The following is a 23,760-nucleotide window of genomic DNA, read 5'->3' as shown; positions in this document are numbered from 1 at the left end:
ACGGGAGAAACTAAGCTGTAGTGCGCTAAAGCGCGACTAAGCGGCGTGCTCTTTTTCGCCGTGCTGAGCCGCGAAGGTCTGAATGATGCTGAAACCAGCCTCGTCGATGCTGTACGTCAGCTCGTCAATTTTGCTGGTGAAGAAGTTGTAGGCCACGATGGCCAGAGCCGACGTCCCGATACCCAGAGCCGTGTTGATCAGCGCTTCCGAGATACCGTTGGCCAGACCTACTGCATCGGGAGCACCGCCTTGAGCCAGCGCGGCGAAGGCCTTGATCATGCCGAATACTGTACCCAACAGGCCCACCAGCGTGGCGACAGAAGCCAGCGTGGAGAGGATAACGAGGTTTTTCTCGAGCATTGGCAGCTCCAGCGCCGTCGATTCTTCGATTTCTTTCTGGATGGCCAGGATCTTCTGGTCTTTCTCCAGGCCCCGCTCGCGGGCCATCTCCTGGTATTTGCCCAGGCCGGCTTTCACCACGTTGGCTACCGAACCCTTCTGCTGGTCGCAGGCGGCAATAGCTCCGGTGATGTCGTTGACGTTCAGCTTCTGGCGGATAGTGCGCACGAAAGTTTCGATGCTCTTGGTGCCTTTGGCCCGACCGATGGTCAGGAAACGCTCAATCGAGAACGTGAACACGAGCAGGAACATGGTGAGCAGCACAGGCACGACCGGGCCACCTTTGAATACGATACCGAGCCAGTTACCGGGCAATGGGTGGTTTGCGCTGTCGCCGCCCTGGAAGTTGCTGCCGTTACCGAATACAAAAAGGTAAACTATAACTGAGACAACAAATGCGAGGGGAATCACGATGGCAGCAAACGCTGACCCACCTTTTGCCTCACCTTGGGGTGCGGCAGGAGCGGCGGGCCGCACGTTCTTGTTCAGGGCATTCTTTTGTTCCATTGTTCCGGAGAATTAGTGGGTTGGTGAAGGGTGAAGTAAGCAGGTAAAAAAGTGAACAACTGCGGGGGGATCCTTGAAGACGGCGGCGGCCCCGCTCACCCGCACGCTCCGTGCCCGAAGGCGGCGGAAATCGTGGGTCTGCTCGTGCGCGGGGCCCTTTGCGAATTCGGGCTATCCTTGACAAACCTAAATAAAAAGCAACGCGCTGCCAAATGAAAAATGCGTTTAAACGCTTTAAAGCGGCTTGCAACTCAAAAAAAGGCTATTTCTGTGGTGGATTTACTGGCTCTGAAGGGGGCGCTTTTTTGGCCCGCTCCCAATAAACATCCATCTGGGCCAGGTCTAAGTCGGCGAGACGATGACCATCGCGGGCCGCCTCGGTTTCCAAAAACTGAAAGCGCTGGATGAATTTTCGGTTGGTTCGTTCCAAAGCCTCTTCGGGGTTGATATTAGCGAAGCGGGCGAAGTTGATCAGGGAAAACAGCAGGTCACCGAACTCGTCTGTCGCTCGCTCCTGATTTAGCCTGACCGGATCGGCGTTGGCGAATTCTTCGCCGAACTCGGCCAGTTCCTCCTGCACTTTTTCCCACACCTGCTCCTGCCGCTCCCAGTCGAAACCCGCTCCCCGGGCCTTTTCCTGGATGCGCATGGCCTTCACCAGCGCGGGTAAAGCAACAGGAACTCCGCCCAGCACGGAAGAATTCCCTTTTTCCCGAAGTTTAAGCTGCTCCCAGTTGCGCTTCACCTCGTCTTCATTGGTTACCACAACATCGCCGTAGATGTGGGGGTGACGAAAGATGAGTTTTTCGCACTGGGCATTCAGTACGTCGGCGATATCGAACTGGTTGGTTTCGGCCGCTATTTTAGCGTAGAAGGTGAGGTGGAGCATCACGTCGCCAAGCTCCTTTTTGACGTCTGGCAGGTCGTCCCGCAGGATGGCGTCGGAGAGTTCGTAGGTTTCCTCGATCGTCAGGTGGCGCAGGCTTTGCATCGTTTGCTGGCGGTCCCAGGGGCATTCCGCCCGCAGGCGGTCCAGGATGTCGAGCAGGCGGCCGAAAGCGGCCAGCTGTTCGGGGCGGCGGTCGGGCGTGAGGGGGGGCAGTTCCATTAGCCAAATATACGGCGCTGGGGCTCTTGTGGCACTCCCGCCGCCCGGGCGATGGTTGTAGCGTGGTTTTTGGCGCTCCGCTAACTCCGGCGTACGGGCCAGCTACGGCGCGGGCGTTAATAGTTTCGTAGGGAAAGCAGGCGGGTTTCTCTACTTTTGCTGACTCAAACCAGACATAGCCTGTGGCACTGATTAAATCGATTTCCGGCATCCGGGGGACCATCGGCGGCGCGGCCGGCGAGGGTCTGACTCCGCTTGATATAGTAAAGTACGCGGCGGCCTTTGGTACCTGGGTACTGAACACAACCCAAAACAACACCATCATTATCGGCCGCGACGCCCGCATTTCGGGCGAGATGGTTAGCAAGCTGGTCGCCGCTACGCTGCAGGGGCTGGGCATCCATGTTATTGACCTCGGCCTGAGCACCACCCCGACCGTAGAAATGGCGGTGCCAGCCAAAAAAGCCGGGGGCGGTATCATCCTGACGGCTTCGCACAACCCCAAGCAGTGGAATGCGCTCAAGCTGCTGAATGATAAGGGGGAGTTCATCTCAGACAAGGATGGCCAGCAGGTGCTGCACCTCGGCGACACGGAAGCCTTCGACTTCGCCCCGGTCACCAAGCTGGGGCAGTATTCAACCGACGACACTTTTTTGCAGCAGCACATCGACGCCATTCTGGCGTTGCCGCTGGTGGACGTGGCGGCCATTAAGGCTAAAAATTTCCGGGTGGTGGTCGATGCGGTGAACTCCTGCGGGGGCTTCGCGGTGCCGATGCTGCTGGCCGCGCTGGGCGTGGAAACCATCGAAAAGCTGTTCTGCGAGCCCACCGGCGACTTCGCCCACAACCCCGAGCCGCTGCCCGAAAACCTGCGTGAAATTGCCAAAACGATGGAAAAAGGCTCTTTCAACCTGGGCATCGTGGTCGACCCCGACGTAGACCGCCTGGCGCTGGTGAACGAGGACGGCTCCATGTTCGGCGAAGAATACACGCTGGTGGCCGTGGCCGACTACGTGCTGCAGCAAAATGGCGGCGGCAACACGGTGAGCAACCTGAGCAGCACCCGGGCCCTGCGCGACGTGACCGAAAAAGCGGGCGGGCAGTACGCGGCGGCGGCGGTAGGCGAGGTGAACGTGGTGACCAAAATGAAGGAAACCAACGCCGTGATTGGCGGCGAAGGCAACGGCGGGATTATCTACCCCGAGCTGCACTACGGTCGCGACTCGCTGGTCGGCATCGCGCTTTTCCTGAGCCACCTGGCCAAAACCGGCCTGACTATGACGCGCCTGCGGGCTTCGTACCCGAGCTACTTCATCTCCAAGAACAAGATTGAGCTGACCCCGGAAATCGACACGGATCTGGTGCTCCGCAAGATGGAGGAACGCTACGCCAAGCAGCCGGTCAATACCATCGACGGGGTAAAGATTGAGTTTGACAAAGAGTGGGTGCACCTGCGCAAGTCGAACACGGAGCCCATTATCCGCATCTATGCCGAGTCGGACTCGAATGCCACGGCCGACCATCTGGCCAACAAGATCATTGCTGATATCAAGGAAATTATTTCCGCCTAGATATCCGGCGCAGGCAGTGCGGGTCGCCGGAATACCGGGGGGCAGCGAGGCCTCAGCAAGTCTGTTTTTGCGCAGTATTTCAAAGGGTTCCGGCAGGCCCGCCGGAATCCTTTATTTTTGTGCCGTGCCGCTTGCGGTGCTTCATTCCCAAACCGCCCGGTATGCTTTCTACCCCCGATTCGCCCGCTTCGGCAGCCGCTCCTACGGCCGCCTACTTCGATAATGCCGCCACCACGCCGCTGGACCCGGAAGTACTGGAGGCGATGCTGCCGTTCATGCGGGAGCACTTTGGCAATCCGAGCAGCATTCATGGCCATGGCCGGAAGGTGCGGGCCGCCATTGAGAATGCGCGCAAAACCATTGCCCACCTGGTGAATGCCTCTCCCGCCGAAATTTCCTTCACCTCGGGCGGCACGGAGGCCGATAACTACGCCGCCTTCGGCAGCATCCGCACCCTGGGCCTGAAGCACGCTGTTACTTCGCCCCTGGAGCATCACGCGGTGCTGCACGCGCTGCAGGCCCTGGAAAAGAGCGGGGAAATCCGGCTGAGCTACGTGCGCCATGATGAGCAAGGTCGTCTGAACATGGCGCATCTGGACGAGCTGCTGGGCGCCCACCCACGCTCCTTCGTGAGCCTGATGCACGCCAACAATGAAATCGGCAACCTCAACGATATCCAGACCATTGGCGACATCTGCCAGCGCCACGATGCCATCTTCCACACCGATACGGTGCAGACGATGGGCCATTACCAGCTCGACTTACAGCAGCTGAAAGTTCATTTCCTGGTGGGCTCGGCCCACAAATTCCACGGCCCGAAAGGGGTAGGCTTCCTGTACCGCCGTTCGGGGGTGCAGGCCGAGCCGTTGATTTATGGTGGGGCGCAGGAGCGGAACGTGCGGGCCGGTACTGAGAATGTGTATGGTATCGTGGGGTTGGCTAAGGCGCTGGAAATTGCCAGCAGTCATATGGCCGACCACCACCGCTACGTGCAGGGATTGAAAGACCGGTTTATTACGCGCCTGACGGCAGAAATTGAAGACGTCGCCTTCAACGGCTGCTCGGCGCTGACTGAGGAGAGCCTGTACACGGTGCTGAACGTGAGCCTGCCGCCGTCGGAGATGAACGAGATGCTGCTTTTCAACCTCGACATCAACCATGTATCGGTGTCGGGCGGCTCGGCCTGCAGCAGCGGGGCCAATGCCGGCTCCCACGTACTGACGGCCCTGGGCTGCGACCCGGGCCGGGGGGCCATCCGCTTCTCGATGAGCAAGTACAACACTGAAGCCGAAGTTGATTTCGCGGTGGAGCAGCTGGCCAGAATGTACCGCAAGGTAACGGCGTAAGCAACGCGGCCGCGCAAACGGGCCGCTCCGTCGCAACCAGCTCAGTCATCGGCTGAACAGTTGCGGCGGAGCGGCCCGTTTGCTGGCGGCATGCCGGCTTACAGCGTCGCGACTTCCTGGGACGGTACCGGTATCACGGGGGCCGAGCCGGGCATGAGCTGCTTCCACAGTCCGGCGTAGGCCCCGCCGTCGTGCAGGAGCTGGGCGTGGGCTCCTTCTTCCTGCACCTGTCCGGCCGCCAGCACCACAATCTTGTCGGCGTGGGCCACGGTGCTCAGGCGGTGGGCAATAATGATGATGGTTTTGCCGGCGGCCCGTAGCTGCAGCAGCGTATCGTGCACATATTGCTCGGCGGCGGCATCCATGGCGGAAGTGGCTTCGTCCAGAATCAGGATTTCGGGGTCACGGTACAGGGCGCGGACCAGAGCCAGCCGCTGTTTCTGCCCGCCCGAGAGGCCGGCGCCCCGCTCACCCAGCGCCGTCGCAAAGCCGTGGGGCAGCTGCTCGACGAACTCCAGCACGCCCAGCTGCCGACACAGGGTGATAACGCGCGCCATATCGGGCTGCGGGTCGCCGATGGTGATGTTGTCGGCAATGGAACCCGAAAACAGGTCAATCTGCTGGGGTACGATGCCCACCACCCGGCGCAGGCTGCCCAAGTGCAGGTGGCGCACGTCGAGCCCGCCGATGGTGATACTACCCGAATCCAGCGGGTACAGGCCCTGCAGCAGCGAGAGCAGGGTAGTTTTGCCGGCCCCGCTTTCGCCCACGATGCCCGTGATGGAGCTGCGCTGTACCCGCAGGCTCAGCCCGCGCAGCACCGGCAGGCCGGGGTGGTAAGCAAACGCGACGTCGTGCAGCACCACGTCGCCGACCAGGGCGGGCGTAAGCTCCGTTTTCTGGTCCTGGCTCTCGGCTTCCAGGTCGATAATCTCGAACATGCGGTCGGCGGCAATCAGCGCGTCCTGTACCGACTTGTTAGCGCCCATCAGGGCCGTGGCGGGGCCGGTGAAGTAGCCCACAATGGCGTAGAAGGACAACAGCTCGCCGGGCGTGAGCTCGTGGGCAAGTACGAAGTAGGAACCCACCCACAGCAGCCCGATGCGGAACAGCTGCGACACGAACTCGGTAGCGGCGTTGCTCAGGATGCCCTGCCGCCCGGAGACAGCCACCGCCCGCATCAGACCCATAAAGCGGGCTTCGGTTCGCTCACTGGCAAAGCTTTCCATGCCCAGCCGCTTTACCGTTCCCATGCCCGTTACCGACTCCACCAGCTGGGCATCCAGCTCGGCAGTCTGCTCCATCAGGCGGCGCTGGGAGCGGCGGTTCAGGCGGTTCTGCACCCAGTAGATGCCCGCGTACAGGGGTAGGATGATGGACATCAGCGCGGCCAGCTTCCAGTAGTAGGTAAACATGAGCCCGAACGACAGCACCACGATGAACAGGTTCACCAGCAGGTTCAGGGCCGTTTCATTCACGAAAGCCCGGATTTTGATGCCGCTGTCGAGGCGGGAAATGATTTCACCGACCCGCATCGAATCGAAAAACGTCTGGGGCAGGCGTAGCAGGTGGTTGTAGTAGCCCAGGGTGAGGCGGGCATCGATCTGCTGCCCGGTCTGGAGCGCAAACAGGCTTTTCATGGTGCCCAGAAACACCTGGAAGAACAGCAGCACCACCATGCCCAGGCCCAGCAGATTCAGCAGGTTGCGGTTGCCGTCCACCAGCACGTGGTCCACGATTTTCTGCACGAAGATCGACATGGCCAGGCCCAGTACCGTGTACAGCACCGAGCCCACCAGGGCCTGGGTGATGATGGACCCGTGGGGCTGCACCAGCTCCCAGAACCGCCCCAGCACCGATTTTTTGTGGTTGCCGGGCTCGAAGGAGGTATCGGGGCGCAGCAGTAGCAGCTCCCCGGTCCAGTAGTGGGGAAAGTCAGCGCGGCGCAGATGGTGGCGCTTGCCGTCCGCGGGGTCGAGGTAGGTGACGCGCCGTTTGCCCACGCGGTAGAGAACGACGTAGCGGGTCACGGAATCTGCCGGGTCGAGCACGATGGGCGCAATGGCGGGCAGGGGTACGCCGGCCAGATGCTCCAGGTCGCTCTGCACCCCGCGGGCTTCCAGGCCCAGCTTGGCGGCGGCCTGCAGCATCTGGGGCATATCGGTGCCGTGGGCCGTGACGGGCGTGTGCTGTCGGACGCGGGCCAGCGGCAGCAGCAAACCAAAGTGTGCTGCTACCGAGGCCAGGCAGGCTGCGCCGCAGTCGGTCGCGTCGCGTTGGCGGATGGAAGTACTCAGACTCATGCGGATAGAATAAGGCCCCCGGCCGGAACCGGGCGGTAGGAGCGGGTCGGTAAAAGGAAGAGCAGAAAGTTACCCGACGCCGTTCTGGTTAGGGTTTAGCCAGTTGTCGGCTTTGTCGAAGAGCAGCTGCCAGAGGCTGCGGCGGGCCAGCAGGAACCGTGCGTGCACCCTCATGCTCTTGCGCAGTGTGCCGCGGTAGCCGTTGCCGAGCTGCAGAAACGGGCGGCTCAGGCGGCAGCGTACCTTGAAAACGGGTTCCTGCTCGATCAGCACGAAGTCGCGCGACACGTCGGTGACCTGGCCTTCCACCAGGCCCCACTGGTTGTAGTCGAAGGCATCGACCTGGAAGCGGGCCGGCATACCCACGCGCACAAAGCCAATGTCCTTCGGCGACACGTAGCATTCGGCCAGCAGGTCGCCGTCGGGGGAGAGGGTGCCCAGCAGCTCCCCGCTCTGCACGGTGCTGCCTACGTACTTGCCCGCCAGCTGCTGCACGGTACCCGTGACGGGGGCCCGCAGACAGTAGAGGCGGCGCTCCAGGCGGAGCTGCTGCTGCTGGCCGCGCAGCTCGGCCAGGGCGGCGCGGTGCGCGGCCAGGTCGGCCTGCCACTGGCTGCGCTGGGTTTCGGTGAGCACCCGGGCCTCGTCGAGCCGCTTGCGGTGGGCAAAGAGCTTGTCTTCCAGCTCCACGCGGGCAATTACCTTGTCGTGAAACAGGGCCTGGCTGGTGGCCACGTCGCGGGCACTTTTCTGGAGCTGGTTGTCGAGCTGCTGCTGCTGGGTGCGGTACTGCGCGGCCTGCTGCCCGCAAAGCGGGGTGCGCAGGCCCCCGGCCGGGGGCGTCAGGTGCTGCACCAGCCACGTCAGGTCCTGGGCGAAGGCGGCGTGCTCGGCCTGCTGGCGCGCATTCACCGCCTGCTGGGCCTGCATTGCCCCCGACTGCAGTACCAACAGCGTGTCGCCGGCCTGCACCTGCTGATTTTCGCGCACCAGCAGCCGCGTGATGGTGCCCCCTACCAGTGAGCGGACTTCGGTTTTCTCAGACAGGGGCCGCAGCATCCCCGGGGCCTGCGCCGACACGTTGACGTGTACGAAGGGCAGAGCAAGCAACAGGGTAATGATGCCCAGCATTGCCGCCGCGTATACTGCCTTGCTGCGGTAAGAAAGCGTGGCCAGGTGGTTGTAGCGAGTGGGGTCGAACTGAGGGTAGGAGTTGGCCATAGAGGCAGATAAACGGTGGCAACCCGCAGATAGCAGGGTAGGGGCAGAACATAATTTTACGAGCTGGCAGGCGCTGGAAAGCTGGTGCGAATATTAACCCGCGGCAATGGCAGACTACCTTATTGTTACTAAATCGTTATTAAAACGATTTGCAAGAGTCGTGCAAGATAATGGGATTGATATTCATTAAGCAAAGCATTGATACTTCATAGTACAATAAATAAATGGCAGGATTCAAGCAGGAGCTAGGCCAGCCAGCCCGGCCCCGGATAAACAGCTACCCCAACTCCGGTGGGGTGCGGGCTCTGACTGCCCGTAAATGGATTGCGGGCTGGGAAACTCCATCAGTATAATCCGCTTGAAATCACTGGCGCGGCAGCTGGCGATACCTACCAACTCGTGCGGAATGCGTAGTATTCTTCCATCCTAAGCCGTCGACGCCGACGGCAGCTTCGCTAAAACCAATCTGTTCGCATGGCCGAAATTAACATCCAGCGCAAAAAATCTTCCCCCAGCCCCTGGCTGCTCGTACTGCTGGCGCTGGCAGTACTGGGCCTTATTGCCTACTACTTTCTGCGTTCCGATACCGGCGCGCCGGTGGCCCCGGCTACGCCGGCTACCAGTACCAGTACCCCCGTTTCCGAAGCGGAGACTGAAGCTATTGCCCGCGCCACCCCGCCGCCCGCCGACGGCTCCGGCCGTGCCGCCATAGCCGACATGGCTGCCGAAGAAGCGCCCGCTACCGCCGATGAGCTAACCAGTTTCGCGACTGCCGAAGCTACGGCCCCGGACTACGGCCGGCGGGGCCTGCGCCTGCTCAGTGCCACCCTAGCGGATCTGGCCGACCGCTCCGACCTGCGCGACCCGGCGGTCAGCGAGAAGCGCAACGACCTGACCAGCGCCATCAGCCGGCTCGACGAAGCCAATGCCAGTCTGAAACCCGGCCTGATAGCCGTTACGGCCCTGATGCAGGCTATGCAGCAAAAAGCGTATCCTGACCTGGAAGAACCGGTAAGTGAGCTGACGGAGCAGGCCCGCCAGCTGTCGGGACGCCAGACCGCCGCCGATCAGGCGCCGCTGCAAGCCTTTTTTACCAAGGCCGCGGCAGTGGTGCGCGCCATCAGCGAGCCCGCTGCCTAAGTTCCTCAGTCAGATAAGATAGAACCGCAATTACCCGCCTTACATGGAAACTACCGCTATACCCCCGGCCGACGGCCTGCATCTGCGCCGTTTGCGCGACCTGACCGAGTTTGAAGTGGCCGACCGGAGCTCCGACGTGCGGGGCTGGTCGGTACGCGGCGGCGACGGCAAAAAATTCGGCGAAGTCTTCGAGCTGATTGTCGACGCCCAGGCCCTGAAGGTGCGCTACCTCGACATCGAGCTTGATTCGGCGCTGCAGGTGAACGAGCACGAGCGGCATATCCTGCTGCCCATCGGCGTGGCCGCGTTGGATGAGGAAGGCGACAATGTTTTCGTGACGTCGCTGACCAAAGAATCGGTGCTGGACTATCCGCCCTACATCGAAATCCAGATTACCCGGGAGTATGAGGAGGCCATGCTTCGCTCGTTACAATTGCCCTTGCCCGAGGCCGGTGCCGGCAGCTTCTATGATCAGGATCCGTACAATGAGCAGCGCTTTTACCAATCGCGCCGTGCCGGTGAGCTGAATGCCGTCCGGCGTCGGGACTACCCCGGTGAGGGGAGCTAGCGTCGTTTCACGCGCCATGTCGGCCAGCTAGTATGCCCTGGTTGATGGCTTCCGGCGGGCCCAGTGATGGGGCTGCCGGAAGCCAGGGCGTCCGTTAGTTGCGCTTTAGCATCTCCGTCACGGCCTGGACCCACTGCGGGTGGGAGTTCAGCGAGGGCACCAGCTGCCAATGCTCTCCGCCATGCTCCTCAAACAGCTCCTTGAACTCGGCGCCAACCTCGATGGTCGTTTCCAGGCAGTCGGCGACGAAAGCGGGACTGAACGCCAGCACATTTTTGATTCCTTTGGCCGGAAAATCCTTCAGGGCAATATCCGTGTAGGGCTTCAGCCACGGGTCGCGACCCAGCCGGCTCTGGAAGGAAACCGTGTACTGCTCGGGTGTGAGACCAAGGCCGGCGGCCACCAGACGGGATGTCTCGAAACACTGGGCACGGTAGCAGTAGCGGTTGTTTTCGTTGTAGGTGTCGCAGCAGCTGCCCAGCTTGCAGTAGCCGTTGTGGCTGCCCTTGAGGATGTGCCGCTCCGGAATGCCGTGGTAGCTGAATACGATGTGGTCGTACTGGTGCCGGGCCATTTCTTCCTTGCCCAGTGCCACGATAGTACCGATAAATCCGGGGTCGTCGGTGAAGGTGCTGATAAAGCTGATGCTGGGCACCACCCACCACTTACTCACGATTTCCATCACTTTCTCCTGTACCGAGCCCGTGCTGGCCGCCGCGTACTGCGGAAACAGCGGCAGCACGATAATCCGCTCCACGGCCGCGTCGCGCAGCTCCTGCAGCGCCTTCTCGACGCCGGGGTTCTGGTAACGCATCCCGAAAGCCACCACGTACTCCGGCCCGAGCTGCTCCTGCACTTTAGTCTGCAGGTCCAGGCCGTGGTAGAGCAGCGGTGACCCACGTTCGGTCCAGAGCTGCTGGTAGATTTTGGCCGATTTGGGCGCGCGGAGCGGAACTACGATTCCCTGAAACAGCGGATACCGCACGGCCGCCGGAATGTCAATTACGCGGCCATCGGTCAGAAATTCGTTCAGGTAGCGGCGCACGTCGCTGGTCTGGGGCGAGTCGGGCGTGCCGAGGTTGACGAGCAATACGCCGATACGGCGGCGGGAGGAAGCAGGAGCAGGCATAGAAAATGAAGAGTCGACCGTGAAAGACAAAGGTAGCGCCCTAGTGTTTGCGGCGAGGCGGGCATTTTGCAGACTAAAAGTGAAAAGCCCCCTTGGGTACCGGCCGGTTACGGGGCGTCCGGCCCAACGACTTGACTTGTAATCATCTATTTATCAGCCCATGCTGCCTAACCGGGCATAAAGCCGTACCTTTGCGCCCTGATTAGCAAACCCCCCTCTATCGTGACCCCCGACCCTAAACCGCACCGTGCCGGCTTTGTGAGCATCATCGGCAAGCCCAACGTGGGCAAGTCGACGCTGATGAACGCCCTGATGGGTGAGCGGCTCAGCATCGTGACCAGCAAGGCCCAGACCACGCGGCACCGCATTCTGGGCATTCTTAACGGCGACGACTTCCAGCTGGTGTACTCCGACACGCCCGGCATCATTCAGCCCAAGTACGAGCTGCACAACGCCATGATGTCGTTCGTGTACTCGTCCCTGGAAGACGCCGACGTGGTGCTGTTCGTAACGGACATCTACGAAAAGCACGATGAGGAGCCGGTGGTAGAGCGGCTGCGCAAGATGGTGGACACGCCGATTCTGCTGCTGGTCAACAAAATCGACCAGGCCGACCAGGCCGTAGTGGAAGCCAAGGTGGACTACTGGCGCGAGCAGCTACCCAACGCGGCCCGGGTGCTGCCCATTTCGGCCCTCGAAAAGTTTGGCACCGGCGAGCTGCTGGACCTGATTCTGGGTTACCTGCCCGAGCATCCGGCCTACTACCCCAAGGACGAGATGACCGACAAGCCGGAGCGCTTCTTCGCCGCCGAGATGGTCCGGGAGAAGATCTTCAAACTGTATAAGAAGGAGGTTCCCTACAGCTGCGAGGTCGAAATCGAGGAGTTCAAGGAAGAGGAAACCATCATCCACGTCCGGGCCATCATCTACGTGGAGCGGGCCAGCCAGAAAGGCATCATCATCGGCCAGAAGGGCGCCGCGCTGAAGAAAGTCGGCATCTGGGCCCGGGAAGAAATGGAGAAGTTCTTCAACAAGCAGGTCTTCCTTGAAACCTACGTCAAAGTCAACGAAAACTGGCGCACCGACCCCAAGGCGCTGAATAAGTTCGGCTATAAGCAGTAGCTCAATGAGCAATTAATAATGAACAATGAACAATGTCGTTCAGCGACGTCTGAACAATTGCTCATTATTAATTGCTCATTGTTCATTGATTTTCCGACCTCACCCTCACTTAACTACTCCGGGCACTGCCAAACTTGGTCGGGCTGGCGGCTGGAGTCGACAACATGAAGAATACCATTGCCATTGTGGGGCGCCCGAACGTGGGCAAATCCACCCTTTTTAACCGCTTGGTTGGCCAGCGCAAGGCCATCATGGACAACCAGAGCGGCGTCACCCGCGACCGGCACTACGGCTACGGCGACTGGATCGGCAAGCACTTCACCGTGATTGACACCGGCGGCTACGTGCACGGCTCCGACGACGTGTTTGAGGAAAGCATCCGCCGCCAGGTGAAGCTCGCCATCGACGAGGCCGACGTGGTTTTGTTCATGGTTGACGTGGACGCGGGCATGCACGGCCTCGATGAGGAGTTTGCCAACGTACTGCGCCGCTACCAGGGCAAAAAGCCGATTTATATCGTAGCCAACAAGGCCGACACCAACGCCCGCGCCCACGCGGCCGGCGAGTTCTACGCTTTGGGCGTCGGCGACGGCGACATCTTCACGATTTCCTCCCAGAGCGGCTCCGGCACCGGCGACCTGCTCGATGCCGTGGTATCGCACTTCGAAGATCCGTGGGAAGAAACCGAGGATGAGGGCCTGCCCAAGATTGCCGTGGTCGGCCGCCCCAACGTGGGTAAGTCCAGCCTCGTGAATTTGCTGCTGGGCGAGGAGCGCACCATCGTGACCGAAATTGCCGGCACCACCCGCGACGCTATCAAAACGCGCTACAACGCCTTCGGCAACGAGTTCATCCTGATCGACACGGCTGGTCTGCGTCGTAAGACCAAGGTGAAAGAGGACATCGAATTCTATTCCGTGCTCCGCTCGATCCGGGCCATGGAAGAGTCCGACGTCTGCATCGTGATGCTCGACGCCACCCGCGGCATTGAGGCCCAGGACGTGAACATCATCGCCCTGGCCGACAAGAACCGCAAGGGCATCGTGATTCTGGTGAACAAGTGGGATCTGGTGGAGGACAAGGAAACCAACTCGACCAAGAAAATCGAGGAGCAGATTCTGGAGAAGATTGCGCCCATTGCTTATCCGCCCATCATCTTCACCTCGGTGCTCACCAAGCAGCGCGTGCACAAGGCCATCGAAACGGCCATTCAGGTGTACGAGAACAAGACCAAGAAAATCCCGACCTCGCAGCTCAACGAAATCATGCTGCGCGCCATTGAGGAGCACCAGCCGCCGTCGGTGAAGGGCAAGATGGTACGCATCAAGTACGTGACGCAATTGCCGACCCACAACCCGGTGTTTGCTTTCTTCTGCAACCTACCCCAGTACGTGCGCGACTCCTACGTGCGTTACCTCGAAAACCGCCTGCGCGACAACTTCGGCTTCGAGGGCGTCCCGATTGGCGTCATCTTCCGCAAGAAATAATCACCCTACCGGCGGGCAGCCTGAGCTGGGCCAAATTTTTTTTGCGGCCCCGGGTTACCTTCTGTTGAGGTTGGTATCAAGTCCTGAATTTCGCGGCAAGCTGCCTGATTCACTCCCAATTGATTTTTCATTTCCCCCAACAAACCCTTATCATGAAAAAAGTTCTTTTCCTCGCCCTGGCTGCTGTTTCTTTGTCGTTCACTTCTTGCGAGAGCAAGAAAGAGGAGAACATGGAGCAGGCTGCTGAGAACGTAGAAGCTAACGGCGAAGCTCAGGCTGACGCTATGGAAGCTGCTGGCAACGAGGCTGGTGCTGACTCGGTAGAAAACGCTACCGAAGTTAAAGCTGACGCTATGGAAGATGCTGCTGACAAGATGCCAGCTGCTACCGAGACTCCCGCTCAGGAAGTTAAGTAGTTTGCCAGCCTTTCAGGCGCACAAAAAAGAGCCTCTCCGTCCAGGAGAGGCTCTTTTTTGTGCGAGGATACGAACGATGGAGAGAGGCCTACTTGCGTCTCCCGCGTGCTACGTTGGCTACTGGTTGTTCAATGGGCGACGCAAGTATCATCTTTACCTTGTTCGTATAAATGCTAACCCAGGCGGTGGCCGATGATTTTATCCACGGCCTTGAACAGCTTGCGGGGCTCGTAGGTGCGCCACGGTAGCTCGTCGAGCTGGCCGCCGAAGTTCACGTAGTTATCCACGTTGTACTGGCGCATTTCGCGAATCACGTGCTCGGCGAAGTTGACGCCCGCAACCCAGCCGTCTTCCACGTCCTCGAACCACTCTTCGTAGTACGAATCGTCGGAGCCGTGGAAGTTGAACACGTTTTCGCCCACCAGAATAAACTTACGGATGCCTTCGTGCACCATCACGTCCACGATGTTGCGCTTGAGCCGCATCACGTCGTTTTCGATGGCGTCGTTCCATTCCCCGATCAGCTCAATGATACCGATGCCTTCGTCGTAATCCACGAACAGGATTTTCAGGAACAGCGTCTCAGAGTCAAGGCTGTCCCACTGCGGATGGATGTAGTAGCCGTAGATGGTGTTGGTGAAGGTCTCAAGGCTGTTTTCAGCTTCGAAGAGCGGGGAGCGGGGGTCTTCGGAAGCGGAGTACTGGTCAATCCAGTTGTAGTGCGGCTCAATGGTATGCACGGTAGGACGCGGCTAAGGGTAAACGGATAAGGAAGCAACAACCGACAGCGGAAAAAGCTCCGGGATAGAGAGGGAGGGATGGTCCTTGTCGTGCCCGGTCTACACCCTACTACGCTGATGGGAGTGGGGCGGGCGGTAGCAAATTCCTTTTTCGGGTACTTTTATGGGCGGGCGGCGGGGCCGGCCCCTGACTACGGATAGATGCATTCAGATACAGACGAAGGAGCGGCCGGGCAGGTCCGCAAGCGGGAGCGGCTCACGGGCGCGGCCGCGGCAACGGTGGTGCGCCTGCTGCCACTGCTGGAGCTGGTGGAGCGCATCCGGCCGCATGTAGAAAACGACTCGGTGTTCAGTTCGCGGCGCGGGAAAATCAGAGCCCAGCTCGTGCTGGCCCAGGAACTGCTGCACGCCGACCACCCCAGGCGGGAGACACTAATTCAGGTGTTTAAAACGATGGCAGAGTTCGTGCTTGAAGAATCCCGGGAGGTCAGCAAGGATGAGGGTAAAGAATCGGCGAAGCGGTTCGTACTGGTGGCGCTCAAAACCGCCCCCGACCTGATTCGAGCCGCGCATACGGCTGGCCTGTTCTCGTAGCCAGTTACAGGTTGGCTCGTCCAGAAGTGCCGCTACGCCGGTACGGAGGGTTCACGGGCCGCTATAGCAGCTTCGCGAACGGTGAGTGTCCCGGTCCGGCGGCTTTTTCAGCCGTCGGGCCGGTTGCCGTTCGCTAACGCTGTTCAGGCGGCATGGCGCAAGCGACGACCGGCCCGACGGCTGGTAGCCGCCGGGCCGGCAGCCACCCCGTTCACAAAACCGCTGTAAAGATGCTGCCCCCCTTGACGCAAACCGGCCTGGCCCCGACCGCCAGGGGCCACCTGGCGGCCAAGACTACGAAGCGGCGCCTGCTACATTAGTCGCTGAAGGGCTGCGGGAGCAACGGTCCGGGGTTACTTCCGTGCCTCAATGGCCGCCCGTACCGACCCGTGCTGCTTCAGCAGCGACGCCGCTTCGTCCTGCTCAATGCCCAGCTCGTCCATGATCATCTTTTCGCCCCGGTCCACGAGCTTGAGGTTGGAGAGCTGCATGTCCACCATCTTGTTGCCTTTCACCTTGCCCAGCCGGATCATGGTAGCCGTGGTGAGCATGTTGAGCACCAGCTTTTGGGCTGTGCCGGCCTTCAGGCGCGTACTGCCCGTCACGAATTCCGGCCCCGTAACCACTTCCACCGGATAGTCAGCCACGGCGGCCACGGCCGAATCGGGGTTGCACACGATGCAGCCGGTAGCAATGCCATGACGACGAGCCAAAGCCATACCCCCCACCACGTAGGGCGTGCGGCCCGAAGCGGCAATGCCCACGAGGATGTCATCGGCAGTAATAGTATAGGCCGCCAAGTCGCGCCAGGCCTGCTGCGGGTCGTCTTCGGCATTTTCCACCGCCTTGCGAATGGCGGAGTCGCCCCCGGCGATGATGCCGACCACCAACCCGGCCGGTACGCCAAACGTGGGCGGGCATTCCGAGGCATCCAGGATGCCCAGTCGTCCGCTCGTACCGGCGCCGATGTAGAACAGCCGCCCCCCGCGCTGCAACCGCACCACCGTGGCTTCGACCAGCGCCTCAATCTGCGGCAACGCCCGGGCCACCACCTGCGGCACCGTCTGGTCCACGCTGTTGATGCCGGCCAGCAGCTCGCGGGTAGAAAGGGTTTCGAGGTGGTTGAAGAGGGAGGGGCTTTCGGTGGACACGGGTGGGGAGTGGTGAGGTGTGGTGTTGACGCTCATCTATATGGATAATTATAACGGAGCTGTCATCCTGAGCTTGCGAAGAACCTTCCTCTTTTAGCAGCAGCAAGCGCCTTTTAATGCTGGCTCTGATTGAGGCGTTGCAAAGAGATTTCAGGGTATCAGAGGCCGGTCCTTCGCAAGCTCAGGATGACAGGTGATTCTTGGGTACTACGCTTTTCTAATTACTTCAGACGGCCTACAGCGTGGAACTTGTCGAAAACGTGCTCGGTATGAGGCGCATCTTTCTGCAGCTCCCGGGTCAGGTCCTGGCCGGCCCAGTGCTCGTAATGGTTGCCGCGCCGCCACAGCCGCGAGCTGGTGACATCGTAAATCACGCCCTGGTAGCCCACCCAGATTTCGTCCCGGTCCTGCCCGTTGCGCAGCGCCAGCTGGGCCCGCGTGTATTCGGGTAATTCAGTTGTGAGTTGGGAGTTGCCCGTTGCCAGAATCATAGGAAGGAAAATTTTAAAAAAAAGACCCCAAAAAGCCTTTCCATGACAGTAAGACGAACTGGCAACCGGCAACCGGCAACTGGCAACCGGCAACTGGCAACTGGCAACTGGCAACAGGCAACTCATCCCAGCAGCGCCTGGGTCAGAATCCAACGGTTGGGTAGGTCACCCTGGGCGGCCCGGAAGTAGTCTTCGTAGCTGCACGGCACGATGCGCTTGATGTCGCTGTTAGCCATGCTTTCCACTTCCAGCCACCATTTTTCCGTGCGCTTGGCCTTGTAGAATACCAGCTTGGCCGGGGAGCCGGGCAGGCCCACGGCGTACCGGATAAAGCGGCGGCTCTGGAAGTCGGTTTCGCCCCGGCGGTGGTAGTAGCCTTCCACAAAATACCAGAGCATGGTGGCCAGCGTACTGGCGGCCAGGCCCTGCACGTCGTAGTCCGGGCGGTAGCCGTAGAGGCCGAAGGAGCTGAGCTGGTCGTTATGCCCGGCGTACCAGGCCAACTTGGCGGCTTCCTCGTTGGTGAGCCCAAAGGGGTTGGCGGGAGAATAGGCGGGGGCATCGTTCCAGCGCAGCGCCGCCACGTCGAAGCTCACGAAATCGGCCTGGCGCAACAAGGGCTCCGCCTGGCGGATATCGTCGCGCACCTGCCCCAGCCGGAGGGTTTCGAAGTGCAGCTTTTCCAGCGCCGCCAGCACGTCGGCCGCTACCAGATACTGCTGGTGGGCCAGCTGGGCGAAGTTGAACAGGAAGCTGGGCTCGTGCATCAGAATGCGCCGCAGGTGGGCCGCTTCGGGTGCGGCCGTGTCGTGCTCGGCCATATCGACGTGCGAATCGACGGTGGCAAAGCTCACGGGGCGGTCCAGGTTTTCGTAGGCCAGAAACTGCCCGTAGTCGAGGTCGTGGCTGCCGCCGAGCAGAATCGGCACCGTGTTGTGCTCCAGCAGCGTGCCGATGATTTCGCGCAGCCGCAGGTAAGTGTCTTCCAGCGTGAGACCAGGCCGCAGATTACCCAAATCGACCAAACGAACAGAGCCGGAGCCCTTCTGCAGCTGGTAAAAGCGGCGGCGCACTTCGTCGGCGCCGTGCGTGGCCGGCGCTCCGGCAGCACTACCGCGCCACTCATCCAGCCCGATGAGGGCCAGATCGGCGGCGCGCCAGTCCGGGAAGGTTTCCTGGAAGCGCGTGGCGTAATTCGCCAGCGTAGTAGAAGCCGCCGAAGCGGCCGTAAGCTCCTCGCGGAGCGGATCAAAGAAGATGGCCAGATTCATCGGGCGCGGAAAGAGCAGGTCAACAAAACTACGCAAAAGCGGCCACCCCTCCGCGGGTTCTGCCGTTGGGAGAAAAGGCCACCTGCCGCATAAATAGGGTTTGCGGCAAAAAATCTATTTATTTAAGCAGCCTTTTCCGGCCGGTCTGCGCAATATTATCCAGCACCTGAGCTGCTGATCCGCCCTATCTGCGTCTGCCTTTCCGCTTTTCCCACCCTCTGTATTTTTCTGAACATGGAAGTTCGTCGTTCGTTTGACATCCTGGCCCACCAGCTGGCTACCACGCCCCAAGCCGATTGTCTGGCGGCCAAAATCAATGGAACCTGGCAAAAAATAAGTACCCAGCAAGTGCAGGAAACGGCTAATCAGGTCAGCCTGGGCCTGCTGGCGCTGGGAATTCAGAAAAACGACAAGGTCGCCCTCATTTCCATGAACCGGCCCGAATGGATGTTCGCTGACTTCGGTATCGCCCAGATCGGGGCTACCAGCGTGCCGATGTATCCCAGTATCACGGTCGAGGACTACAAGTACATCTTCCAGGATGCCGGGGTGAAAGCCGTATTCGTGGCCGATAAGGCGCTCTACACCAAAGTGAAAGAAGCTACCGCCGACCTGGCCGAGGTGAAACACGTCTTCACCTTCGACAAGGTAGAAGGTGCCCGCCACTTCAGCGAGCTGCTCGACATGGGTAAAAAAGGCGACTCGGCCACGCTGGAGCCGCTCAAAGCCGCCGTGCAGCCCGATGATCTGTTCACCATCATCTACACCAGCGGCACCACTGGCAGCCCCAAGGGCGTCATGCTCAGCCACAACAACATCCTGAGCAACTGCCGCAACTCCCAGCGCTTCGTCCCTGTCACGGCCACCGACAAAGCCCTGAGCTTCCTGCCGCTCTGCCACATCTTCGAGCGGATGGTTACCTACCTCTACATGTTCAACGGAGTAAGCATCTACTACGCCGAGAGCATGGAAGTCATTGCCGACAACCTGCGCGAGGTGAAGCCTGAAATCTTCACCACCGTACCGCGCCTGCTGGAGAAAGTGTACGACAAGATCGTGGCCAAGGGCCACGCCCTGGAAGGCGCGAAAAAGGGTCTGTTTTTCTGGGCCCTGGATCTGGGGTTGAAGTATGACAACCAGAAAAGCCACGGCTTCCTGTATAACGCGCAGCTGGCGCTGGCCAACAAGCTCATCTTTAATAAGTGGCGCGAAGCCCTGGGCGGCAACCTGCGCTGCATTGTGAGTGGGGGCGGCGCGCTGCAGCCCCGGCTGGCGCGGGTGTTCTGGGCCGCCGGCATCCGGGTGATGGAAGGCTATGGCCTCACCGAAACCTCCCCCGTGATTGCCGTGGGCGGTTTCGAGCCCGAAAACAACATGATTGGCACCGTCGGCCCCGTCATCGACAACACCCAGGTGAAAATCGCCGCCGACGGCGAGATTCTGACCAAGTCGGAGTCGGTGATGAAAGGCTACTACAACCAGCCCGAGCTGACGGCCAAGGAGTTTGATGCCGACGGCTGGTTCCACACCGGCGACATCGGCGAGCTGGTGGAAGGGAAATTCCTGAAGATCACCGACCGCAAAAAGGAGATGTTCAAAACTTCCGGCGGCAAGTACATTGCCCCGCAGGTGATTGAGGGCAAGCTCAAGGAGTCGCCGCTGGTGGAGCAGGCCATGGTGGTCGGCGCCGACCAGAAGTTCCCGTCTGCCCTGGTCATCCCCAACTTCGACGACCTGAAAGGCTGGTGCAAGCGCAATGGCGTCGACAGCAACTGCTCGAACGAGGAGCTGATCAAAAAGGAAAAAGTGGTGGGGATGTACGAAGACCTGGTGAAGAAGTACAACCAGAGCTTCGCCCAGTGGGAGCAGGTGAAGAAGATTGCCCTGCTGCCCAGCCTCTGGACTGTGGAAACCGGCGAGATGACGCCCACCATGAAGGTGAAGCGCAAGATTATCAGCGAGAATAACAAGGCTGTTATCGAAGGCCTGTACCACCACGACGACCGGCGGTAGAACCAGCCGGTACCGGCCGAAAAAAGGTTTGGGGCCACGGGATATTCTCTCCGTGGCCCCAAACCTTTTTCTCCCGAACTAGTATGCAAGCATAACATATTATTTGTATGTTTACCGGACTTCTATTGCCGCTATGACTCCCGAAGAAACCGTCGATTACAACATTAAAGTAGCCTGGCATGCCATTTCGCGCATGTACAATACCCAGGCCGCCAAGCACGACATCACGACGAGCATTGGCTTTGTGCTGTTGAATATAGACCAGGAAAACGGAACGCCGGCCACCAAAATCGCGCCGCTGCTAGGCCTTGAAACCCGCTCGCTCACCCGCATTCTGCGCAGCATGGAGGAAAAGGGCCTCATCTACAAGCAGGCCGATACCCAGGATAAGCGCTCGGTGCGCATCTTCCTGACCGAGGATGGCCTGCAGAAAAAGGAAACATCCCGCCAGACCGTGCGCCACTTCAACCTGCTGGTGCGCGACAAAATCCCGCAGAGCGAGCTGACCGTATTCTTCAAAGTAGTCGGCCAGATCACCGGCATGATCGAGGGCAAAACCCTTTTCGAGACGTTCAAGCCAAAGCCTCTGCGTTCCGAACCGTCCGCGGCCTAGCCTTAATGGGGTAGGCCGCTTTTGGTGGGGCTGCTTTCATTCGTGCGCTACTTATGGGCCGTCGTAAACTCGTCATGACGCGCCCTTTGGCCGGCGTTGCCACTTCAGAATCTTTCATTTCTCACCCCTCATTCCCTAAGAATGAATCGTAACATCAAAAAAGTAGCCGTGCTGGGCTCCGGTGTGATGGGCTCGCGCATCGCGTGCCACTTCGCCAACATCGGCGTGCAGGTGCTGCTGCTCGACATTGCCCCCAAAGAGCTGCTGCCCGCCGAGGAAGCGAAAGGATTGAAGCTCGACAACCCGGCGGTGAAAAACCGCATCGTGAATGCCTCGCTGCAGGCAGCCGTGGCGGCCAATCCGTCGCCGCTGTACCGCAAGCCGGATGCCGCGCGCATCAAAACCGGCAACTTCGACGACAACCTCCAGGAAATTGCCGGCTGCGACTGGACGATTGAGGTGGTGGTGGAGCGGCTCGACATCAAAAAGAGCTTGTTTGAGCGGGTGGAGCAGTTCCGCAAGCCCGGTACGCTGATTACCTCCAACACCAGCGGCATTCCGATTCATCTGATGACGGAAGGCCGCTCCGACGATTTCAGGAAATACTTCTGCGGCACGCACTTCTTCAACCCGCCGCGCTACCTGAAGCTGCTCGAAATCATTCCGACGCCGCACACGGATCAGGCGGTGGTTGATTTTCTGATGCACTACGGCGACTTGTACCTGGGCAAAACCACGGTGCTGGCCAAGGACACGCCGGCCTTCATTGCCAACCGGGTGGGCGTTTTCGCCATTCTCGACGTGCTGCAGGTGATGACCAGGCTCGGCCTCACGGTGGAGGAAGTAGACAAACTGACCGGCCCGGTTATCGGCCACGCCAAGTCGGCCACCTTCCGCACCTCCGACGTGGTGGGCCTCGATACGCTTATGAACGTGGCCAACGGCCTGGCCCAGGGCCTGCCCAACGACGAAGCCAAAGACGTGTTCCAGCTGCCCGACTTCCTCAAAAAGATGGGCGAGAACAAGTGGCTCGGCGACAAAACCGGCCAGGGCTTCTACAAGAAAGTGAAGGGCGAAGGCGGCAAGTCCGAAATCCAGGCCCTCGATCTGAACACGCTGGAATACAAGCCCGGCGCCAAGGTGAAGTTTGCCACCCTGGAAGCCACCAAGCCCATTGAGAAGCTGGCCGACCGCTTTAAAGTGCTGGCCGCGGGCAAAGACAAAGCCGGCGACTTTTACCGCAAGACCTTCGCCGGCCTGTTTGCCTACGTGAGCAACCGCATTCCGGAAATCACCGACTCGCTCTACAAGATTGACGACGCCCTGCGGGCCGGCTTTGGCTGGGAGCTGGGCCCGTTTGAAACCTGGGACGCCCTGGGCGTGCAGAAAGGCCTGGAAATAGCCCAGGCTGAAGGCAAGACCGTGGCCCCGTGGGTGCAGGAAATGCTGGCCGCCGGCCACACCACCTTCTACCAGGTGAGCGAGCAGGGCGCCAAGCAGTTCTACGATATCGACTCGAAGTCTTACCAGGCCATTCCGGGCGTGGAGAACTTCATCATTCTCGACAACCTGCGCGCTACCGGCAAGGTGGTGTGGAAAAATGCCGGGGCTTCGGTACTCGACCTGGGCGACGGTATTCTGAACGTGGAATTCCACTCCAAGATGAACGCGCTGGGCTCCGACGTTATTCAGGGTCTGCTCAAGGGCGTGGAAATTGCCGAAAAGGATTTCCGCGGTCTGGTGGTCGGCAACGATGGCCCGAACTTCTCGGCCGGGGCCAACCTGGGCCTGGTGTACATGTTCGCGCTGGATCAGGAGTACGACGAGCTGAACCTGATGATTTCGCAGTTCCAGCAGGCCATGATGCGGATGCGCTACAGCAGCATCCCGGTGGTCAGCGCCCCGCACGGCCTCACGCTGGGCGGCGGCTGCGAGCTGAACCTGCACGCCGACCGCGTGGTGGCGGCGGCCGAAACCTACATGGGCCTGGTGGAATTCGGCGTGGGCCTGATTCCGGGCGGCGGTGGCACCAAGGAAATGACCCTGCGCACTGCGGCCCGCTACGAGGACGGCGAGCCGGAGTACAACCTGATCCGCAACACGTTCATGACCATCAGCACCGCCAAGGTGTCGACCTCCGCCGCTGAAGCCTTCGACCTGGGCTTTATGCGCCGCGGCGACGAAATCGTGGTGAACAGCAACCGCGTGCTGGCCCAGGCCAAAGCCGCGGCCATTGAGCTGGCCGAAGACGGCTACACCCAGCCGATCCAGAAAACCAATATCAAGGTGCACGGCAAAGGCGCGTTGGGCATGTTCATGACCGGCGTTTCGGCCATGAAGGAAGGCCGCTACATCTCCGACCACGACGTGAAGATTGCCAACAAGCTGGCCTACATCATGTGCGGCGGCGACCTGAGCAGCCCCACCGAAGTAAGCGAGCAGTACCTGCTCGACCTGGAGCGCGAAGCCTTCCTGAGCCTGACCGGCGAGCGGAAAACGCTGGAGCGGATTCAGAGCATTCTGACCACCGGCAAGCCGTTGCGCAACTAGTATTGAGTAGTTGGTATTGA

At 60.2% G+C, this 23,760-nt stretch carries 20 protein-coding genes; 11 read left to right on the top strand and 9 right to left on the bottom strand.

What is annotated here, in order from left to right:
* Positions 1 to 36: 36 nt before the first annotated feature.
* Both ABD833_RS05485 and mazG read right to left on the bottom strand, forming a co-directional pair.
* Positions 37 to 906 (bottom strand): MotA/TolQ/ExbB proton channel family protein, encoded by an 870-nt coding sequence (locus ABD833_RS05485; protein WP_425553572.1) that lies wholly within the window; start codon positions 904 to 906, stop codon positions 37 to 39.
* Between the two features lie 262 nt (positions 907 to 1,168).
* Positions 1,169 to 2,014, bottom strand: a complete 846-nt coding sequence (mazG, locus tag ABD833_RS05480) for a nucleoside triphosphate pyrophosphohydrolase (protein ID WP_345071505.1) — start codon at positions 2,012 to 2,014, stop codon at positions 1,169 to 1,171.
* Positions 2,015 to 2,196: 182 nt separating this feature from the next.
* On the opposite strand from mazG, the gene glmM reads away from it, so the two are divergent.
* The gene (glmM, locus tag ABD833_RS05475; protein ID WP_345071504.1) at positions 2,197 to 3,585 is read left to right on the top strand and encodes a phosphoglucosamine mutase; all 1,389 of its coding nucleotides are present in this window, start codon (positions 2,197 to 2,199) and stop codon (positions 3,583 to 3,585) included.
* 161 nt (positions 3,586 to 3,746) lie between these two features.
* Complete coding sequence (locus ABD833_RS05470) at positions 3,747 to 4,931, top strand: cysteine desulfurase family protein (protein ID WP_345071503.1); 1,185 nt, start codon at positions 3,747 to 3,749, stop codon at positions 4,929 to 4,931.
* A gap of 98 nt (positions 4,932 to 5,029) precedes the next feature.
* On the opposite strand, the gene ABD833_RS05465 is transcribed toward ABD833_RS05470, so the two are convergent.
* Positions 5,030 to 7,234, bottom strand: coding sequence for a peptidase domain-containing ABC transporter (locus ABD833_RS05465; protein WP_345071502.1), 2,205 nt, complete (start codon positions 7,232 to 7,234; stop codon positions 5,030 to 5,032).
* A gap of 69 nt (positions 7,235 to 7,303) precedes the next feature.
* The gene (locus ABD833_RS05460) at positions 7,304 to 8,455 is read right to left on the bottom strand and encodes an HlyD family secretion protein (RefSeq protein WP_345071501.1); all 1,152 of its coding nucleotides are present in this window, start codon (positions 8,453 to 8,455) and stop codon (positions 7,304 to 7,306) included.
* A gap of 474 nt (positions 8,456 to 8,929) precedes the next feature.
* Between ABD833_RS05460 and ABD833_RS05455 the strand changes: the two genes are divergently transcribed.
* Together ABD833_RS05455 and ABD833_RS05450 are read left to right on the top strand one after the other, a co-directional pair.
* Entirely contained in the window at positions 8,930 to 9,595 is a 666-nt protein-coding gene (locus tag ABD833_RS05455; protein ID WP_345071499.1) for a hypothetical protein, read from the top strand.
* A gap of 43 nt (positions 9,596 to 9,638) precedes the next feature.
* A complete protein-coding gene (locus ABD833_RS05450; RefSeq protein WP_345071497.1) occupies positions 9,639 to 10,163 on the top strand; it encodes a PRC-barrel domain-containing protein in 525 nt (174 codons plus the stop codon).
* 94 nt (positions 10,164 to 10,257) lie between these two features.
* Here ABD833_RS05450 and hemH read toward each other — a convergent pair whose 3' ends face one another.
* The gene (hemH, locus tag ABD833_RS05445; RefSeq protein WP_345071495.1) at positions 10,258 to 11,292 is read right to left on the bottom strand and encodes a ferrochelatase; all 1,035 of its coding nucleotides are present in this window, start codon (positions 11,290 to 11,292) and stop codon (positions 10,258 to 10,260) included.
* 222 nt (positions 11,293 to 11,514) lie between these two features.
* Here hemH and era point away from each other — a divergent pair, with 222 nt between their 5' ends.
* The 3 genes from era (at position 11,515) to ABD833_RS05430 (ending at position 14,317) form a co-directional block, all read left to right on the top strand.
* A complete protein-coding gene (gene era / locus ABD833_RS05440) occupies positions 11,515 to 12,414 on the top strand; it encodes a GTPase Era (protein ID WP_345071494.1) in 900 nt (299 codons plus the stop codon).
* Between the two features lie 164 nt (positions 12,415 to 12,578).
* Entirely contained in the window at positions 12,579 to 13,901 is a 1,323-nt protein-coding gene (gene der, locus ABD833_RS05435; protein ID WP_345071493.1) for a ribosome biogenesis GTPase Der, read from the top strand.
* 152 nt (positions 13,902 to 14,053) lie between these two features.
* Positions 14,054 to 14,317, top strand: coding sequence for a hypothetical protein (locus tag ABD833_RS05430; protein ID WP_345071492.1), 264 nt, complete (start codon positions 14,054 to 14,056; stop codon positions 14,315 to 14,317).
* A 173-nt stretch (positions 14,318 to 14,490) separates the two neighbouring features.
* On the opposite strand, the gene ABD833_RS05425 is transcribed toward ABD833_RS05430, so the two are convergent.
* Positions 14,491 to 15,057, bottom strand: a complete 567-nt coding sequence (locus tag ABD833_RS05425; RefSeq protein WP_345071490.1) for a hypothetical protein — start codon at positions 15,055 to 15,057, stop codon at positions 14,491 to 14,493.
* A 201-nt stretch (positions 15,058 to 15,258) separates the two neighbouring features.
* Between ABD833_RS05425 and ABD833_RS05420 the strand changes: the two genes are divergently transcribed.
* A complete protein-coding gene (locus ABD833_RS05420; protein WP_345071488.1) occupies positions 15,259 to 15,651 on the top strand; it encodes a hypothetical protein in 393 nt (130 codons plus the stop codon).
* 353 nt (positions 15,652 to 16,004) lie between these two features.
* Here ABD833_RS05420 and murQ read toward each other — a convergent pair whose 3' ends face one another.
* The 3 genes from murQ to ABD833_RS05405 all read right to left on the bottom strand — a co-directional run bounded on the left by murQ (position 16,005) and on the right by ABD833_RS05405 (position 18,564).
* Positions 16,005 to 16,838, bottom strand: coding sequence for an N-acetylmuramic acid 6-phosphate etherase (gene murQ, locus ABD833_RS05415; protein WP_345071487.1), 834 nt, complete (start codon positions 16,836 to 16,838; stop codon positions 16,005 to 16,007).
* Positions 16,839 to 17,023: 185 nt separating this feature from the next.
* Positions 17,024 to 17,293: a cytochrome b5 domain-containing protein gene (locus tag ABD833_RS05410; RefSeq protein ID WP_345071486.1), complete on the bottom strand. Its 270-nt coding sequence runs from the start codon at positions 17,291 to 17,293 to the stop codon at positions 17,024 to 17,026.
* 122 nt (positions 17,294 to 17,415) lie between these two features.
* Positions 17,416 to 18,564, bottom strand: a complete 1,149-nt coding sequence (locus tag ABD833_RS05405; RefSeq protein WP_345071485.1) for a formimidoylglutamase — start codon at positions 18,562 to 18,564, stop codon at positions 17,416 to 17,418.
* 234 nt (positions 18,565 to 18,798) lie between these two features.
* Between ABD833_RS05405 and ABD833_RS05400 the strand changes: the two genes are divergently transcribed.
* The 3 genes from ABD833_RS05400 to ABD833_RS05390 all read left to right on the top strand — a co-directional run bounded on the left by ABD833_RS05400 (position 18,799) and on the right by ABD833_RS05390 (position 23,740).
* Positions 18,799 to 20,577, top strand: a complete 1,779-nt coding sequence (locus ABD833_RS05400; RefSeq protein WP_345071484.1) for an AMP-dependent synthetase/ligase — start codon at positions 18,799 to 18,801, stop codon at positions 20,575 to 20,577.
* A gap of 133 nt (positions 20,578 to 20,710) precedes the next feature.
* On the top strand, positions 20,711 to 21,190 hold the full coding sequence (locus ABD833_RS05395) for a MarR family winged helix-turn-helix transcriptional regulator (RefSeq protein WP_345071483.1): 480 nt from the start codon (positions 20,711 to 20,713) through the stop codon (positions 21,188 to 21,190).
* A 141-nt stretch (positions 21,191 to 21,331) separates the two neighbouring features.
* Positions 21,332 to 23,740 (top strand): 3-hydroxyacyl-CoA dehydrogenase/enoyl-CoA hydratase family protein, encoded by a 2,409-nt coding sequence (locus ABD833_RS05390; protein ID WP_345071481.1) that lies wholly within the window; start codon positions 21,332 to 21,334, stop codon positions 23,738 to 23,740.
* Positions 23,741 to 23,760: the final 20 nt, after the last annotated feature.

Source organism: Hymenobacter fastidiosus (genome assembly GCF_039539565.1).
Taxonomy (GTDB): domain Bacteria; phylum Bacteroidota; class Bacteroidia; order Cytophagales; family Hymenobacteraceae; genus Hymenobacter; species Hymenobacter fastidiosus.
The sequence above is the reverse complement of the archived record's forward strand: the minus strand, read 5'-3'. Positions and strand labels throughout refer to the sequence as shown.

Excerpts from the sequence above, each read along its gene's own strand:
- ABD833_RS05420 (WP_345071488.1), top strand. The coding sequence starts at position 15,259 with ATGCATTCAGATACAGACGAAGGAGCGGCCGGGCAGGTCCGCAAGCGG.
- ABD833_RS05390 (WP_345071481.1), top strand. The coding sequence starts at position 21,332 with ATGAATCGTAACATCAAAAAAGTAGCCGTGCTGGGCTCCGGTGTGATG.
- ABD833_RS05465 (WP_345071502.1), bottom strand. The coding sequence starts at position 7,234 with ATGAGTCTGAGTACTTCCATCCGCCAACGCGACGCGACCGACTGCGGC.
- ABD833_RS05455 (WP_345071499.1), top strand. The coding sequence starts at position 8,930 with ATGGCCGAAATTAACATCCAGCGCAAAAAATCTTCCCCCAGCCCCTGG.
- ABD833_RS05400 (WP_345071484.1), top strand. The coding sequence starts at position 18,799 with ATGGAAGTTCGTCGTTCGTTTGACATCCTGGCCCACCAGCTGGCTACC.
- ABD833_RS05450 (WP_345071497.1), top strand. The coding sequence starts at position 9,639 with ATGGAAACTACCGCTATACCCCCGGCCGACGGCCTGCATCTGCGCCGT.
- murQ (WP_345071487.1), bottom strand. The coding sequence starts at position 16,838 with ATGAGCGTCAACACCACACCTCACCACTCCCCACCCGTGTCCACCGAA.
- ABD833_RS05410 (WP_345071486.1), bottom strand. The coding sequence starts at position 17,293 with ATGATTCTGGCAACGGGCAACTCCCAACTCACAACTGAATTACCCGAA.
- ABD833_RS05430 (WP_345071492.1), top strand. The coding sequence starts at position 14,054 with ATGAAAAAAGTTCTTTTCCTCGCCCTGGCTGCTGTTTCTTTGTCGTTC.
- mazG (WP_345071505.1), bottom strand. The coding sequence starts at position 2,014 with ATGGAACTGCCCCCCCTCACGCCCGACCGCCGCCCCGAACAGCTGGCC.
- ABD833_RS05485 (WP_425553572.1), bottom strand. The coding sequence starts at position 906 with ATGGAACAAAAGAATGCCCTGAACAAGAACGTGCGGCCCGCCGCTCCT.
- ABD833_RS05460 (WP_345071501.1), bottom strand. The coding sequence starts at position 8,455 with ATGGCCAACTCCTACCCTCAGTTCGACCCCACTCGCTACAACCACCTG.
- ABD833_RS05405 (WP_345071485.1), bottom strand. The coding sequence starts at position 18,564 with ATGAATCTGGCCATCTTCTTTGATCCGCTCCGCGAGGAGCTTACGGCC.
- der (WP_345071493.1), top strand. The coding sequence starts at position 12,579 with ATGAAGAATACCATTGCCATTGTGGGGCGCCCGAACGTGGGCAAATCC.
- ABD833_RS05395 (WP_345071483.1), top strand. The coding sequence starts at position 20,711 with ATGACTCCCGAAGAAACCGTCGATTACAACATTAAAGTAGCCTGGCAT.
- hemH (WP_345071495.1), bottom strand. The coding sequence starts at position 11,292 with ATGCCTGCTCCTGCTTCCTCCCGCCGCCGTATCGGCGTATTGCTCGTC.
- ABD833_RS05470 (WP_345071503.1), top strand. The coding sequence starts at position 3,747 with ATGCTTTCTACCCCCGATTCGCCCGCTTCGGCAGCCGCTCCTACGGCC.